The 14,049-nt window shown below is 40.4% G+C and carries 17 protein-coding genes; 15 read left to right on the top strand and 2 right to left on the bottom strand.

What is annotated here, in order from left to right:
- Positions 1-60: 60 nt before the first annotated feature.
- The 7 genes from E2L03_RS12710 (at position 61) to yajC (ending at position 5,170) form a co-directional block, all read left to right on the top strand.
- Positions 61-591: a BofC C-terminal domain-containing protein gene (locus E2L03_RS12710; protein WP_134259317.1), complete on the top strand. Its 531-nt coding sequence runs from the start codon at positions 61-63 to the stop codon at positions 589-591.
- 164 nt (positions 592-755) lie between these two features.
- Positions 756-1,361, top strand: a complete 606-nt coding sequence (gene ruvA / locus E2L03_RS12715; protein ID WP_038478657.1) for a Holliday junction branch migration protein RuvA — start codon at positions 756-758, stop codon at positions 1,359-1,361.
- 16 nt (positions 1,362-1,377) lie between these two features.
- Positions 1,378-2,382 carry a Holliday junction branch migration DNA helicase RuvB gene (gene ruvB / locus E2L03_RS12720; protein WP_134259318.1) on the top strand — a complete coding sequence of 335 codons (1,005 nt, stop codon included), beginning with the start codon at positions 1,378-1,380 and terminating at the stop codon, positions 2,380-2,382.
- A 7-nt stretch (positions 2,383-2,389) separates the two neighbouring features.
- On the top strand, positions 2,390-2,578 hold the full coding sequence (locus E2L03_RS12725; RefSeq protein WP_307188691.1) for a DUF2905 domain-containing protein: 189 nt from the start codon (positions 2,390-2,392) through the stop codon (positions 2,576-2,578).
- A 76-nt stretch (positions 2,579-2,654) separates the two neighbouring features.
- Positions 2,655-3,707 (top strand): tRNA preQ1(34) S-adenosylmethionine ribosyltransferase-isomerase QueA, encoded by a 1,053-nt coding sequence (queA, locus tag E2L03_RS12730; RefSeq protein ID WP_124741771.1) that lies wholly within the window; start codon positions 2,655-2,657, stop codon positions 3,705-3,707.
- Positions 3,704-4,855, top strand: coding sequence for a tRNA guanosine(34) transglycosylase Tgt (gene tgt / locus E2L03_RS12735; protein WP_055737360.1), 1,152 nt, complete (start codon positions 3,704-3,706; stop codon positions 4,853-4,855). Before queA ends, tgt begins: the two co-directional genes overlap by 4 nt.
- A 39-nt stretch (positions 4,856-4,894) precedes the next feature.
- Entirely contained in the window at positions 4,895-5,170 is a 276-nt protein-coding gene (gene yajC, locus E2L03_RS12740; protein ID WP_035398832.1) for a preprotein translocase subunit YajC, read from the top strand.
- Between the two features lie 42 nt (positions 5,171-5,212).
- Here the strand turns inward: yajC and E2L03_RS12745 are convergent, their stop codons facing one another.
- Positions 5,213-5,590 carry a TIGR04086 family membrane protein gene (locus tag E2L03_RS12745; protein WP_055737361.1) on the bottom strand — a complete coding sequence of 126 codons (378 nt, stop codon included), beginning with the start codon at positions 5,588-5,590 and terminating at the stop codon, positions 5,213-5,215.
- Between the two features lie 126 nt (positions 5,591-5,716).
- Here E2L03_RS12745 and E2L03_RS12750 point away from each other — a divergent pair, with 126 nt between their 5' ends.
- Positions 5,717-6,079: a YetF domain-containing protein gene (locus E2L03_RS12750; RefSeq protein WP_095149945.1), complete on the top strand. Its 363-nt coding sequence runs from the start codon at positions 5,717-5,719 to the stop codon at positions 6,077-6,079.
- 109 nt (positions 6,080-6,188) lie between these two features.
- Positions 6,189-6,413 (top strand): hypothetical protein, encoded by a 225-nt coding sequence (locus tag E2L03_RS12755; RefSeq protein ID WP_371836664.1) that lies wholly within the window; start codon positions 6,189-6,191, stop codon positions 6,411-6,413.
- A gap of 61 nt (positions 6,414-6,474) precedes the next feature.
- Here E2L03_RS12755 and spoVB read toward each other — a convergent pair whose 3' ends face one another.
- Entirely contained in the window at positions 6,475-8,016 is a 1,542-nt protein-coding gene (spoVB, locus tag E2L03_RS12760) for a stage V sporulation protein B (protein WP_134259319.1), read from the bottom strand.
- A gap of 172 nt (positions 8,017-8,188) precedes the next feature.
- Between spoVB and E2L03_RS12765 the strand changes: the two genes are divergently transcribed.
- The 6 genes from E2L03_RS12765 to E2L03_RS12790 all read left to right on the top strand — a co-directional run bounded on the left by E2L03_RS12765 (position 8,189) and on the right by E2L03_RS12790 (position 13,998).
- Positions 8,189-8,491 (top strand): post-transcriptional regulator, encoded by a 303-nt coding sequence (locus E2L03_RS12765; protein ID WP_038478682.1) that lies wholly within the window; start codon positions 8,189-8,191, stop codon positions 8,489-8,491.
- A 17-nt stretch (positions 8,492-8,508) separates the two neighbouring features.
- On the top strand, positions 8,509-9,813 hold the full coding sequence (secD, locus tag E2L03_RS20660) for a protein translocase subunit SecD (RefSeq protein ID WP_078440186.1): 1,305 nt from the start codon (positions 8,509-8,511) through the stop codon (positions 9,811-9,813).
- Positions 9,803-10,744, top strand: a complete 942-nt coding sequence (gene secF / locus E2L03_RS20665) for a protein translocase subunit SecF (protein ID WP_084167407.1) — start codon at positions 9,803-9,805, stop codon at positions 10,742-10,744. Before secD ends, secF begins: the two co-directional genes overlap by 11 nt.
- Positions 10,745-10,765: 21 nt before the next feature.
- Positions 10,766-11,074, top strand: a complete 309-nt coding sequence (locus E2L03_RS12780) for a LapA family protein (protein WP_038478685.1) — start codon at positions 10,766-10,768, stop codon at positions 11,072-11,074.
- 64 nt (positions 11,075-11,138) lie between these two features.
- The gene (gene recJ, locus E2L03_RS12785) at positions 11,139-13,493 is read left to right on the top strand and encodes a single-stranded-DNA-specific exonuclease RecJ (RefSeq protein WP_134259320.1); all 2,355 of its coding nucleotides are present in this window, start codon (positions 11,139-11,141) and stop codon (positions 13,491-13,493) included.
- Complete coding sequence (locus tag E2L03_RS12790) at positions 13,483-13,998, top strand: adenine phosphoribosyltransferase (protein WP_038478690.1); 516 nt, start codon at positions 13,483-13,485, stop codon at positions 13,996-13,998. Before recJ ends, E2L03_RS12790 begins: the two co-directional genes overlap by 11 nt.
- The last annotated feature ends 51 nt before the right edge of the window (positions 13,999-14,049 follow it).

Raw genomic sequence — 14,049 nt, forward strand, 5'->3', positions numbered from 1 at the left:
GAAGAAAGTGAACATGGAAAGAATGGGTAGCATCTGCACATAGAAGGAGCGCGTATACGTATGTACAAAAAAATCATTCATAAGCATTGGCTACCCTTCGTACTTGGGGCGTTTTCTGTTATTCTTTTTTATAGTACATTTATTATTTGGAATGAGGGTGAACCAACGGAAATAAGTCGTCCTGAGGCAGTGAAAGAACAGGCTGACAATGAAGTAGAGCTCTTGTTTGAAACCGTTTTTGCCGATGGTATAAGTCAAGAAGAAACGAGAAAAGAAGCGATTAATTCATTACAGGATTTTTGGTATGAGTATAGTAATTGGCAAGTGGTGGATCAAAAAAAAGGGTTTGTTCATTTTAAGCAAGAACTCCTTGACCTATCACCTGAGGTTAAGCAAGAGGGCTATTTGGGTTTGTCTGATGATCAACATTTAATTTTATATACGGGTCAACCTGAAGCGAAGCACATTATTCAAACCTATGACCATTTGAGCGAGTATTCATTGGCTTCCTCCGTAAAGCTCGCGCTTACAAAAGGAATGAAAGTATCTTCTGTTGAAGAATTAAATGCGATTGTTGACAAGAAGGGCTAGTAAATAGAACTAAGATACAACCATTTTTTATAAAGAGCTTGTCGAAAACCGATAAGCTTTTTTGAGCTGTGGGCACTTTCGTCTTGACCCACTATTATGGCTTAAAAAGAAACGAAGAGTGTGCTACTATAGAAATAAATGTTCGGTTTTTTGGAGGAGAAAAGATGATTGACTATATAAAAGGTGTGTTAGTAGAAGTTGAACCTTCTCATCTTGTCATTGAAACAACAAATGGTATCGGCTATCAAATTATATGTGCGAATCCGTACAGGTTTACCGGGCAAAAAAATAAGGCTTTAACGGTCGTGACTTATCACTATGTGCGTGAAGATTTTCAGCGTTTATATGGGTTTAAACATAAACAAGAACGTAGCTTATTTGAAAAATTATTAAGTGTATCAGGTATTGGACCAAAAGGAGCTTTGGCGGTTTTAGCAGCTGGTCAAACAGATCAAATCGTGGAAGCGATTGAGCGAGAGGATGAAGCGTTGCTCACGAGATTCCCGGGAATTGGAAAGAAAACAGCAAGGCAAATCATTTTAGATTTAAAGGGGAAGCTAGAGGATTTTACAACCGCATCATTGTTACAAGAGACACCTTTAGCGACTTCTAAACAAGAGAATGATCAGCTAGCTGACGCTCTTGAAGCGTTAAAAGCACTGGGATATGTTGATAAAGAACTTAATAGAGTGAAGAAAAAGCTACTTGGGGAAGATCTTGAAACCGATGAGTACATTAAGCGTGCACTTGCGCTTATGCTTCGTACATAGAAGGGGGTAAACAGGCATGGATGAGCGAGTCGTTTCGGCTGAATCAACGGAAACGGAAGAAATTACGGAACAACAGCTTCGCCCGGCTTTACTAAAGGAGTACATCGGTCAACACGAAGTAAAAGACAATTTATCTATTTTTATGAAGGCTGCGAAGCTAAGACAAGAAGCGTTGGACCATGTACTCCTATATGGACCCCCAGGTCTTGGTAAAACGACTCTTGCTGCCATTATTGCTCAAGAAATGGGCGGTCAAATAAAAACAACTGCAGGTCCTGCTATTGAGCGTGCAGGTGATTTAGCCGCTATCCTCACATCCCTTGAGCCTGGCGACGTCTTATTTATTGATGAAATCCATCGTTTGAACCGTGTAATAGAAGAAATACTTTATCCAGCAATGGAAGACTTTTGTATTGATATTGTCATTGGCAAAGGTCCAACAGCTAGGTCTGTCCGTCTTGACTTACCGCCGTTTACTTTAGTAGGTGCGACAACAAAGGCGGGAATGATCTCAGCACCGTTGCGAGATCGTTTTGGGGTATTGTCGAGACTTGATTATTACAAACCGGATGATTTAGCAAAAATTATTCATCGCTCTGCTCAAGTGTTTGACGTGGAGTTAACAAAGGATGCAGAGGTGGAGATTGCAAGAAGGTCAAGAGGAACACCGCGAATTGCAAATCGATTATTAAAGCGTGTCAGAGATTTTGCAGAAGTCGATGGGCACGATTCGATTTCTTTAGATTTGGCAAAACACGCCCTTGAGCGACTTCAAGTTGATCCTCTAGGACTTGATCATATTGATGAGAAGCTAATCAAAGGCATTATCCATCGTTTTAATGGAGGGCCAGTTGGAATTGAAACGATTGCAGCTTCCATTGGCGAGGAGTCCGATACGATTGAAGAAGTTTATGAACCATATCTTCTTCAAATTGGGTTTATCCAACGTACCCCTCGTGGTCGAGTGGCGACCCAAAGTAGCTATACTCATTTTGGATTGGAGTACCGTAAAGATGGGTAGAACTCTTATGATAGTTGGTGCCATTATACTGGCAATAGGACTCATTTGGGAATTGGCAGGTCGATTTATCCCCCTAGGTAAATTACCAGGAGACTTCCTTTTTAAAAGCGGAAACACAACCATTTACTTCCCAATTGTTACGTGTATCATTATTAGCATAGTCCTCTCGCTTATACTATCTTTTATCAGGAGATGACAGGCTTGCGGTTTTGCGCATTCAACGGTATGCTAGTAGAAGTTTTGACTAGAGAATAAGTAAAAAGGTGATTGGCTTGAATGTAAACGATTTTGATTTTTATTTACCTGAAGAACTCATTGCACAAACGCCTCTTGAAGCGAGAAGTCAATCAAGGCTTCTTGTACTTGATCGGGATCGCTCACAACTGTATGATTCTTCGTTTACTCAGCTTGTAAACGAAGTTTCTACTGGTGATTGTTTAGTATTAAATGATACAAAAGTATTGCCTGCTCGGTTAATTGGTGAAAAAAAAGAGACAGGCGCAGTAATTGAATTTTTACTGTTAAAACAGACGACGGGTGATTGTTGGGAGACATTGGTGAAGCCAGCTAAACGTGTTAAAGTAGGTACCGTTATTACGTTTGGTGATGGCAAGCTCATAGCAACTTGTGTAGAAGAAAGAGAAGATGGGGGAAGAATAGTCGAGTTTTCTTATGATGGACTGTTCTATGAACTGCTTGACGAGCTAGGAACAATGCCTCTTCCACCTTATATTAAAGAACGTTTAGATGATCAGGACCGTTATCAAACCGTTTATGCGAAGCAGTTAGGTTCTGCTGCGGCACCAACGGCAGGCCTTCATTTTACAACGGATCTACTCCATGCACTTAAACAAAAAGGTGTTTCAATCGTTTATTTAACGCTACATGTAGGGTTAGGAACCTTTCGTCCAGTAAGTGCGGATGATGTGCTTGATCACAAGATGCATGAAGAATATTATGAGCTAACAGAAGAGGCAGCGAAGACATTGCAAGAGACAAAAGAAAGAGGGAATCATATTATCGCAGTAGGCACCACTTCTGCAAGAACCCTCGAAACCATTGCCAGTAAGCATGGAAAATTTGTAGCTGAAACTGGTTGGACGTCTATTTTTATTTATCCTGGCTACACGTTTAAAGGAATAGATGGTCTAGTAACAAACTTTCATCTCCCAAAATCTACTTTGGTGATGCTAGTAAGCGCGATGGCAGGAAAAGACTTTTTATTAGGTGCGTATGCTCACGCTGTGAAAAATAACTATCGGTTTTTTAGTTTTGGGGATGCAATGTTTATTCGTCCTCATGTTAAAGGAGAAATTAGAAATTGACTGTACCAATTACGTACGAACACATAAAAACATGTAAACAAACAGGGGCTAGACTAGGAAGAGTGCACACACCGCATGGTACATTTGAAACACCGATGTTCATGCCAGTTGGAACAATGGCAACGGTAAAAACGATGAGCCCAGAAGACTTAAAGGCGATGGATGCACAAATTATTTTAAGCAATACGTACCATCTTTGGCTACGACCAGGACAAGATATTATTGAAGAAGCAGGCGGCCTGCATACATTTATGAACTGGGATAAGCCGATCTTAACAGATTCTGGTGGTTTTCAAGTATTTAGTTTAAGTGATTTGCGTAAAATTGAAGAAGAAGGCGTTCATTTCCGCAACCATTTAAGTGGTGAAAAGCTCTTCTTATCTCCAGAAAAAGCAATGCAAATTCAGCATTCTCTGGGTTCGGATATTATGATGGCGTTTGATGAATGCCCACCCTATCCTGCCGACTATAGCTATATGCGACAATCAGTCGAGCGTACGAGTAGATGGGCAGAACGATGCTTAACGGAGCATCATCAGTCCGGTAAATCATCCATTCAAGGGTTATTCGGAATTATTCAAGGCGGCGAATATGAAGAACTTCGTAAACAGAGCGCGAAAGATTTGACATCACTTGATTTTCCCGGTTATGCTGTAGGTGGACTGTCTGTGGGAGAACCAAAAGACGTCATGAATCGTGTGCTTGAATTTACAACGCCTTTAATGCCAGCGGATAAACCGCGTTATTTAATGGGTGTTGGTTCGCCTGATTCACTTATTGACGGGGTGATAAGAGGAATTGACATGTTTGATTGTGTCTTACCTACCCGCATTGCACGAAATGGTACTTGCATGACAAGTGAAGGAAGATTAGTTGTCCGTAATGCGAAGTTTGCCCGAGATTTTCGTCCGCTTGATGAGAATTGTGATTGCCACGTTTGCCGTACTTATAGTCGCGCTTATATTAGGCACTTAATTAAATGCGAGGAAACATTCGGTTTCCGTTTAACAACGTATCACAATTTGTACTTCTTATTGCAGCTGATGAAAAAAGTCAGACAAGCCATTATGGAAGATCGACTTCAAGATTTTCGTGACGAATTTTTTGAGAGCTATGGATTTAATAAAGAGAATGCCAAAAACTTTTAAACGGTATCACTCTTTAGTCAAGGAAGGAGGAGTTTTTCAATGAATGAGGGCGCTAGTTTATTACTAACGATGCTACCGTTTATCGGAATTATCGTTTTGTTTTACTTCTTGTTAATTCGTCCACAGCAAAAGCAGCAAAAGAAAGTTCGTGAAATGCATGCAGCTTTACAGCGTGGAGATAAAATCATCACAATTGGTGGTTTACATGGGGTAATTGACTCAATTGACGAAACGGTTGTTGTTCTTTTAGTCAATGACAATCGTAAGTTAACGTATGATCGTTCAGCGATCCGTGAAGTCGTACAATCCGACTAATAACAAAAAGCAAGGTGTAGCGTATCCGCTCACCTTGCTTTTTTACGATTCGTCAGGGGATAGATTAACGCCAATAACGCCTCCTAATGCAGCAACCCCGCAATATGCAGCAAATAAAATCATTTGCTTGGCTGTTAGCGCCTCATTGTATCCTAAGTAACTAATAGCGGTAGCCAGTAAGCAAAAGAATACAGCGCATAAACAGCCAGCGAGCCATCCCTTTGTTCTCGCTTTCCCGCCTGCAATAAAACCTCCGACAAATAGAGCGAGAAAGGCAATTGCAATCATAAGCCAACCAATTGATTGTTCAGTTAATGATGTGAGTGATAACAATGTTGCAATAATCGCTGCCGAAACGATGGCAATGCCAAGGGCAAAGCTTAGTCCGATGAAGATAGCCGGAAAAAACCGATGAACCACACTATCACCTGCTTTCTTATTTTCTTCTCTTCTCTATACATACATATGTGTGGACAACAAGAACATGCTGTCTAGCATAAAACTTTCTTTAGAGGGCATAGTAGCATCAAGATAGGGGGGATAGGAATGGTAAGTCGTTTATTAAGTTTGAGTGTGCAAGCTACGCAAATCGTGGTTGTGATCATAAAAGTGATAAAGGGTTCTCTCCTGTACGGAACGCTCTTAGTGATGAGAACGATACGAAAGATAGGCAATAGGCTAATCCATCCGGTGCGTAGATCAGAACTGCTGACAGATAATAAGGGAAAGGGCCAACGCGCCATTCCGGTAATAGTGGATGGGAAAGTGTATCGAACCGGATTAGCAGAGCTGGAACGTACTGAATTATGGCTCCGACAACGTATAAAGGCATTTGGGTTCAATGACATTAAACAAATTTCGTACTGCTCCATTCGAGCAAAAGACCGCTTTTTTATTGATCCTTATTAAAGATTGGGTGTAAAACGGTGGTTAAGTGACGATACAATCGCTTCTTTCCTTACATAGTATAGGTTGTATAACTATGGGAGGAGGGTTACTGTTGAGCGATAACTTTAGAATGTGTCAAGATCATATGGGTAAATGCGTGTATATTACGGAGCGTTGTGGGAAGCGACATTATGGGCGTATTACAAAAGTCGATCGTAATAACGTCTATATACAGCCTCTAGGAAACCGAGGGTTTGGTTACGGGTATGGCTATGGATGGGGATATGGTATCGGGTATCCAATTGCCTTAGGTGCCATTGCTGGAATTGCATTAGCTGGATTGTTTTTCTGGTAGGATAAAAAGTACTAAGAGGAGCCTGAAAGGAAGGCTCCTCTTAGTGCTTTTTTACTGTGGACTATCTTTTACGTGTGAATAGTTGAAGTTCTGCTTTTGTAATGAGCTGCAAACTAAACATACCTAGAAGATAAAAGGTTGTTGTTAGGCCAATGTTGAGAATCGCACGTACAGTGTAAGAGAGGGTTAGAAAAAGTGTGTCGTTTAGTAAGTTAGCTAAAAGACCGGTTGCAACAATGAGTAACGTCAATTTTATAATAGGGATAATATGGAAGAAAAAACCCGTTGTTTTGGCAATTGAAGCAAAGTGTAACAATGTCACGAGAACAAAGCCAACAACAATGGCTAATGCGGCACCCATGATCCCAAAACTTGGATTAGAGGCGAGTGCAAAAATGGCACTTGTTTTAATAATGGCACCAATTAAACTGTTCATCATAGAAACTTTCGCATAGTTTAATGCTTGAAGGGCTGCTTGCAAAGGTCCTTGCAAATATAAAAATAGCGCAAAAGGAGCCATAATTTTTAGTAGGCTAGCAGCTTCGGGAGCATGATACATAATCGTCATTAGCTCACTAGCAAACACATATAAAATAACAACACAAATGCCACCTGACAGCAGGCTAATCCTTATAGCTTGTTCAAGCCGATGATGAACAAGCATATGCTTTTGCTGAGCTACGGCTTCACTTAAGTTCGGGAGTAAAGACACAGACAGTGAGTACGTAATAAACGTTGGCAAAGTAAGTAAAGGGACTACATAACCAACTAGTAAACCGTATTGCTGGGTCGCGATAATTGTAGCCGTTCCTGCCAGCGCTAAACTTTGGGCAACAACAATTGGTTCAAAAAATAAAGCAGTTGTACCAATTAAACGACTACCAGTTGTTGGTAGTGCGATTGTGATTAAATCAGAGAATGTTTTCTTTTCCCCTTTCATGCTCGAAAAGAACTGTTTACGAAACCGAAAGGGCTTTTTAGCTTTAAATAAATAAACCATATAGAGTAGAGAGGCTAGTTCACCGCATATGGCTGAAAGCATTGCTCCGGCGGCTGCGTATTCAATACCTAGAGGTAAGAAAGCAAGGCTTAATACAGCAACTAATGTAATTCGAACAATTTGTTCAATGACTTGCCCGTATGCAGTTGGCTTCATATTCTGTAAGCCTTGAAAATATCCTCTTAGAACAGAGGAGAGGGCGATAATAGGAACAATTGGTATAATCGCATATAGTGGATAAATGGCTCGAGTATCCGTTAGCAAGGTTGTGGCGATAATAGGAGCGAGTAACAAAAGTGAAACCGTAAAGACAATTGAGAGCACGCCTGTTATCCCAAGAGATACAACGAGTATTTTTTTGATTCTGAACGATTCATTTCGTGCTTCAGCCTCTGCAACAAGTTTAGCAATTGCGACAGGCAGTCCCATTTGTGTTAACGTTAAAAGAAGTAACATCGTCGGAATGGCCATCATATAGAGCCCAACACCTTCAGGACCGAGAATACGCGCCATGACCATACGATTAATGAATCCAAGTAGTTTGGTAAAAAAGCCAGCAATTATTAAGATTAATGTACCTTTAAGGAATGATTGTTTACTCATTGGAATCCTGCCTTTTCTATACGTCTCCTATTACTATGCTTATGCGGTTAGGGACAGGACATGACAAGCTTATAAAACAGATTCTTATATCGTTTAAAGTGATAGCAGGATTTGAGTAATTTTGTTAGTATATGTATGATGACAGTTTTTTTTCAGGAGATGAGGGTGAAGCATGGGTGAAAAGCAGCAGTTTGAAGTATGGCAGGAAGACGTTGCGCCTATCCTGTCAATTAAGAAAGACGAATTCCACGAGCTAGGCTATGATCGTGTATCAACAGCTGATCTATGGTTGTATATCGTTGATAAGCAGAAAAAGCGAAAAACATTTATGCCTTTCTATGCGTTTGTCGATGAATTGTTGTCTATTAAACCCCAAGATTATATGACTTGGCTTACTGTAAATACATATAAAGAACCGATTGATTGGTTTAAAGAGTTTGAAGCAGCGACTGAAACAAAAGGGATAGACAGCTAGAATGGAGGATTCATTGAATGAAAATTAAAAAAGGCCAAATTGCGCTCTTTTTTGTCATTGTGGCGATACTGGCCGCAGGTGTCAGCTATTTGGCGCGACCTGTTCTTCAAGATGTGAATTTAGGTCTTGATTTACAAGGTGGGTTTGAAGTTCTCTATGAAGTAGAGGCAATGCATGAAGGGGATGTCATTGACGAGCAGGCTTTATTGGCGACTACAACGGCCTTAAATGAGCGCGTTAATACCATTGGTGTGTCAGAACCAACGATTCAAATTGAAGGAGATAATCGTATACGGGTTCAGCTAGCAGGGGTAGAGGATCAAGAGTCTGCTCGTGACATTCTATCAACTGGTGGCGAGTTAACCATTCGTGATGTGGACGATAACATTCTTTTAGACGGTAGTGATTTAACGCAAAATGGTGCGAATGCTACTCTTAATGGGGATACAAATCAACCAATTGTAACACTTACGTTGGAAGATGCCGACAAATTTGGAGCCATTACAAGAGAACTGTCTCAACAACCACAGGGTGAGAACCTACTCGTTATGTGGCTTGACTTTGAAGAAGGTGATAGTTACGAGGAAGAAGCGATGAAGGCAGATCCGAAATTCCTTTCTGCAGCTTCTGTTAGACAAACGCTCCAAACTCGTAACGTACAGATAGAAGGTCAATTCACAACAGAAGAGACGCGTTTTTTAGCTGAAATATTGAATGCAGGAGCGCTTCCTGTTGAATTGAATGAAATTTATTCAACGTCTGTTGGTGCATCTCTTGGTGAACAGGCAATGAAACAAACCATTAATGCAGGCTTAATTGGTGTAGCGCTTATTTTTATTTATATGGCATTGTATTATCGCTTTCCAGGTATTATTGCGATTATTACATTAAGTGTCTATACGTTCCTCGTATTAGTTGTGTTTAATGCGCTAAATGCAGTGTTAACCTTACCTGGTATTGCAGCTTTAATCTTAGGGATTGGGATGGCTGTTGATGCAAATATTATTACGTATGAACGGGTTCGAGAAGAAATTAAGACAGGAAAATCGATTATGTCTGCCTTTAGGGTTGGTGGAAGGCGTTCATTTGCAACTATTTTTGATGCGAATATTACAACCCTCATTGCTGCAGGTGTTATGTTCTATTTTGGTACAAGTTCGGTTCAAGGTTTTGCCGTTATGCTTATAATTAGCATCCTCGTTAGTTTCTTGACTGCCGTATGGGGCTCTCGTTTATTGCTAGGTTTGTGGGTCAATAGTAAATTTTTAAACAAACGCCCAGGTTGGTTTGGAGTTAAGCGAGGTGAGATTGATGAGGTTTAGTCCGGAAAACTGGAACGTTGATTTAACAAGACATCGAAATAAATTTTTTATTGGTTCAGGATTGACCATTGTCATAGGTATTATTCTTTTACTCACAATGGGCCTTAATTTAGGCGTTGATTTTGAAAGTGGTTCAAATGTTGAGATTCAGACAAATGAAACACTGACAGAAGAACAAATTTTGGCTGATTTCGAAGCCATTGAAATTGATAATTCATATGTGCCGAACATCACTCTTGGTGGAGACCAAAGCCAAAATGCAACGGCACGGTTCGTTGATGAATTTTCACAACAGGAGATTGCTGTTATTCAGTCTTATTTCAATGAGACATATGGTAGTTCGCCTAATATAAGCACTGTCTCACCACTAGTTGGAGAAGAGTTAGCGCGCAATGCCATCATTTCTGTTCTCATCGCTTCAGTCGGTATTGTTCTTTATATAGCAGTTCGATTTCAATTCCTTTATGGGGTTTCTGCTATTATCGGGCTTTTACATGATGCGTTTATCGTTATTGCGTTGTTCAGCTTGTTACAAGTGGAAATTAATGTACCCTTTATTGCTGCCATTTTAACGGTTGTCGGGTATTCCATAAATGACACTATTGTAACATTTGATCGAATGAGGGAAAATGTGAAGAAAGAAAAAGACATTGAGAGTTTTCAACAGCTAGCGCAAATCGTGAACAAGAGTTTGCTGCAGGTTGTGACACGCTCTATTAACACGGTACTTACTGTTATGTTTGCGGCGGTTGCACTTTTTCTTTTTGGTGGAGAAGCCATTCGTTCATTCGCGTTAGCCCTTGTGATTGGATTAGCAGCAGGTACGTACTCTTCCATGTTCCTATGTGCACAAATGTGGCTTGTATGGGAATGGAAGCGATTGGTCAAACTAAAAAACAAACCAAAAAAAGTAGAAGAAGATTATGTATAAAAGAATAGGTCGGTGAACGGAATGAAAGGGCAAACGTATTTTATCATTGGCGTCATTGCAGCCATCTTAATTGCCGTCTTTTCGGTATTAAATGTGGAAAGTGTACCGGTTAATTTGCTTTTTGTGCAAACAGATTGGCCGCTCATTCTTATTATTCTTTTTTCCGTTTTACTCGGTGCTATTGTTGCCTTTGCCCTTTCCGGTCTTAAGCTACATCAGCAGAAATTAGAGATTAAACGATTAAAAGAACAGACGACAGCACCTTTAGAGAATGAATCTACTGAGACAAAAAGTCGTTTGCGTAAGGAAAAAGATCATACAAAAGACTAATTTTCGATCATTGATACCCCTCGTTAACTCCTGTATAATAGGAGGGTCGAGGGGTGTTTTACGTATGTTGCAACCAAACGCAAGGTGGCGCATTTTAGAGCAAGAAACAACGAAAGTAACGAACTTAGTAAATGAATTAAATCTCTCCCAAGTCGCCGCGAGGCTATTGGTTAATAGAGGCTTTACTGATCCTGAAACGGCAAGTGAATTTCTAATGAAAGATGAACCAGCGTTTCTTGATCCATTTCTATTAAAGGGAATGGCGGAAGCTGTTGATCGAATTCAATCTGCCGTTGAGAAAAATGAACAAATTCTAGTATTCGGAGATTATGATGCGGATGGTGTAAGTTCAACTGCTGTTCTCGTTACCGCTTTAAAAATGATTGGAGCGGATTGTGACTATTATATTCCAAACCGCTTTACTGAAGGATACGGACCGAATAATCCAGCCCTTCAGTGGGCAAAAGATGAAGGCTACTCTCTTGTCATTACAGTGGATACAGGAATTTCTGCTGTAACACAAGCCGATTATGCCAAAGAAATTGGATTAGATTTTATTGTTACTGATCATCACGAGCCACCGCCAACACTTCCAAATAGTTATACAACGATTAATCCGAAACAACCTGGCTGCTCGTATCCTTTTAAGGAATTAGCAGGTGTGGGTGTCGCATTTAAAGTGGCGCATGGACTATTAGGGCGTGTTCCAAACGAGTTGCTTGACTATGCCGTTATTGGAACGATTGCCGACCTTGTACCTTTGGTCGGAGAAAATCGTTTGCTTGCGAAAAAGGGCCTTCTTGCATTTCAAACTTCAGATAAAATAGGCATTCAAGCGTTAAAAGATGTATGTGGAATGACTGCTGGAGAAGTGGAAGCCGATCATATTGGCTTTGCGATTGGACCAAGGTTAAATGCCGCTGGTCGATTGGATTCAGCCATTCCAGCAGTTGAACTGCTACTTGCTGAAAATCGAGAAGAAGCGAATGAGTTAGCCTCGGAAATTGATCGTTTAAATAAAGAACGCCAAAAAGTTGTTAACGATATATCGAAAGATGCAATAGCTGTTGTTCAGGAAATGGACGGAATTCCAGAAGCACTTGTTGTGGCAAAAGAAGGTTGGAATGCAGGTGTTATCGGAATTGTGGCATCTCGATTAGTGGAGAAATTTTACCGCCCAACCATTGTACTAACGATTGACCCAGAAACAGGTTTAGCTAAAGGATCTGCTCGAAGCATTGAAGGGTTTGATATGTTTGCAGAACTATCGAAAAGTCGAGACATTCTTCCTCACTTTGGTGGGCATCCAATGGCGGCAGGCATGACGTTACAAAGCGAACACGTTGGTATGTTGCGTGAACGACTGATTGAGCAAGCGAAGAACGGCCTTGCGCCAGAAGCGTTTACGCCAATAACGACAATTGATTTAACGGTAGCAGTTGATGATGTCACCATTGAAGTGTTAAAAGAAATAGAAGAGTTATCTCCGTTCGGTGTAGAGAATGCAAAGCCAAGAGTATTAATTGATGATGTAAAGCTTGCTGATATAAAACGAATTGGCAGTGATTCAAGTCATTTGAAATTTCAGTTTGCTGGTGAAGCGAAGACGCTGGATGGGATCGCGTTTCGTAAAGGTGATTTATTTGAACATATTACGCCGCAAGCAAGCGTGTCTGCAGTTGGGACGCTCTCCATTAATGAGTGGAACGGTCGGATCAAGCCGCAGTTAATAGTAGATGATCTTGCTGTAAAGCAATGGCAGCTATTTGATTGGCGGAGTTTACAATTGAATCGAGTAGGCACACGTTTAGTAGATCTACCTTCTGAGAAGTCCATTGTCATTGCTTTTCAGGAAAAAACCTTTGAAGCATGTCAAGAACGTGGCATTGTCGTCTATCGCTCAAGTGATCCACTGCCGTCTTTTGCGAATAACTATATTATCCTACTAGATGTTCCATCACATCGGGAAGAACTTTATCGTTTATTTGAAGAGGGGAGTCCACCTAGTCGAATCTATGTTGTTTTTTCCGAAGAAGAAGAATCGTTTTTTAAAACGAATCCAAATCGGGACCAGTTTAAATGGTATTACGCATTTTTAAAGAAACGACAGTCATTTAAGGTAGCTGACCTTAAAAAGCTGGAAGCATATAAAGGATGGTCCTCTGAAACCACTTCATTTATGAACGAAGTATTTAATGATTTAGGTTTTATTCAAATGGATGATCAGTATTTGACTATCGTCGAGGCACCAGCCAAAAAAGACTTAAGTGATTCAAAAACGTATCAAGCGAAACAAGAACAAACATGGCTTGAAAATGAACTCGTTTATGCTTCTTATGGGCAACTTAGAGAGTTATTTTCAGAACGAATTGGAAGCAAGGATTCACAGAAGAAGGAGACGATCACACATGGATTATAAAAAACATATTACAATTGTAGAGGATTGGCCACAAGAGGGCATTCGATTTAAGGATATCACAACGTTAATGCAAAACGGACCAGCTTATAAGAAGGCAATAATGGAGCTTACTGCGTATGCAAAAAAACAACAAGCTGACGTTATTGTTGGACCAGAAGCAAGAGGATTCGTTGTTGGTTGTCCCATTGCAACAGAGCTAGAGCTTGGTTTTGTTCCAGTAAGAAAAAAAGGAAAACTACCAAGAGAGGTTATTGAGTGCGATTATGGTCTTGAATACGGAAAAGATTGCTTAACCATTCATAAGGATAGCATTCAACCAGGGCAGCGTGTGGTCATTACCGATGATCTTCTTGCAACAGGTGGTACGATTGAAGCAACGACTAAACTTGTTGAGCAGCTCGGTGGAGAAGTGGTCGGCCTGGCATTCCTTATTGAACTAGCTTATATTGACGGGCGTAAGAAGCTTGAGCAATATGATATCTTCTCACTTACAACGTACGAATAAAAAAAGAGGAAAAACGACTGTTCTCGAAACAGTCGTTTTTTTAAACGAAAA

Source organism: Shouchella oshimensis (assembly GCF_004375095.1).
In the GTDB taxonomy this organism is placed as follows: domain Bacteria; phylum Bacillota; class Bacilli; order Bacillales; family Bacillaceae_D; genus Shouchella; species Shouchella oshimensis.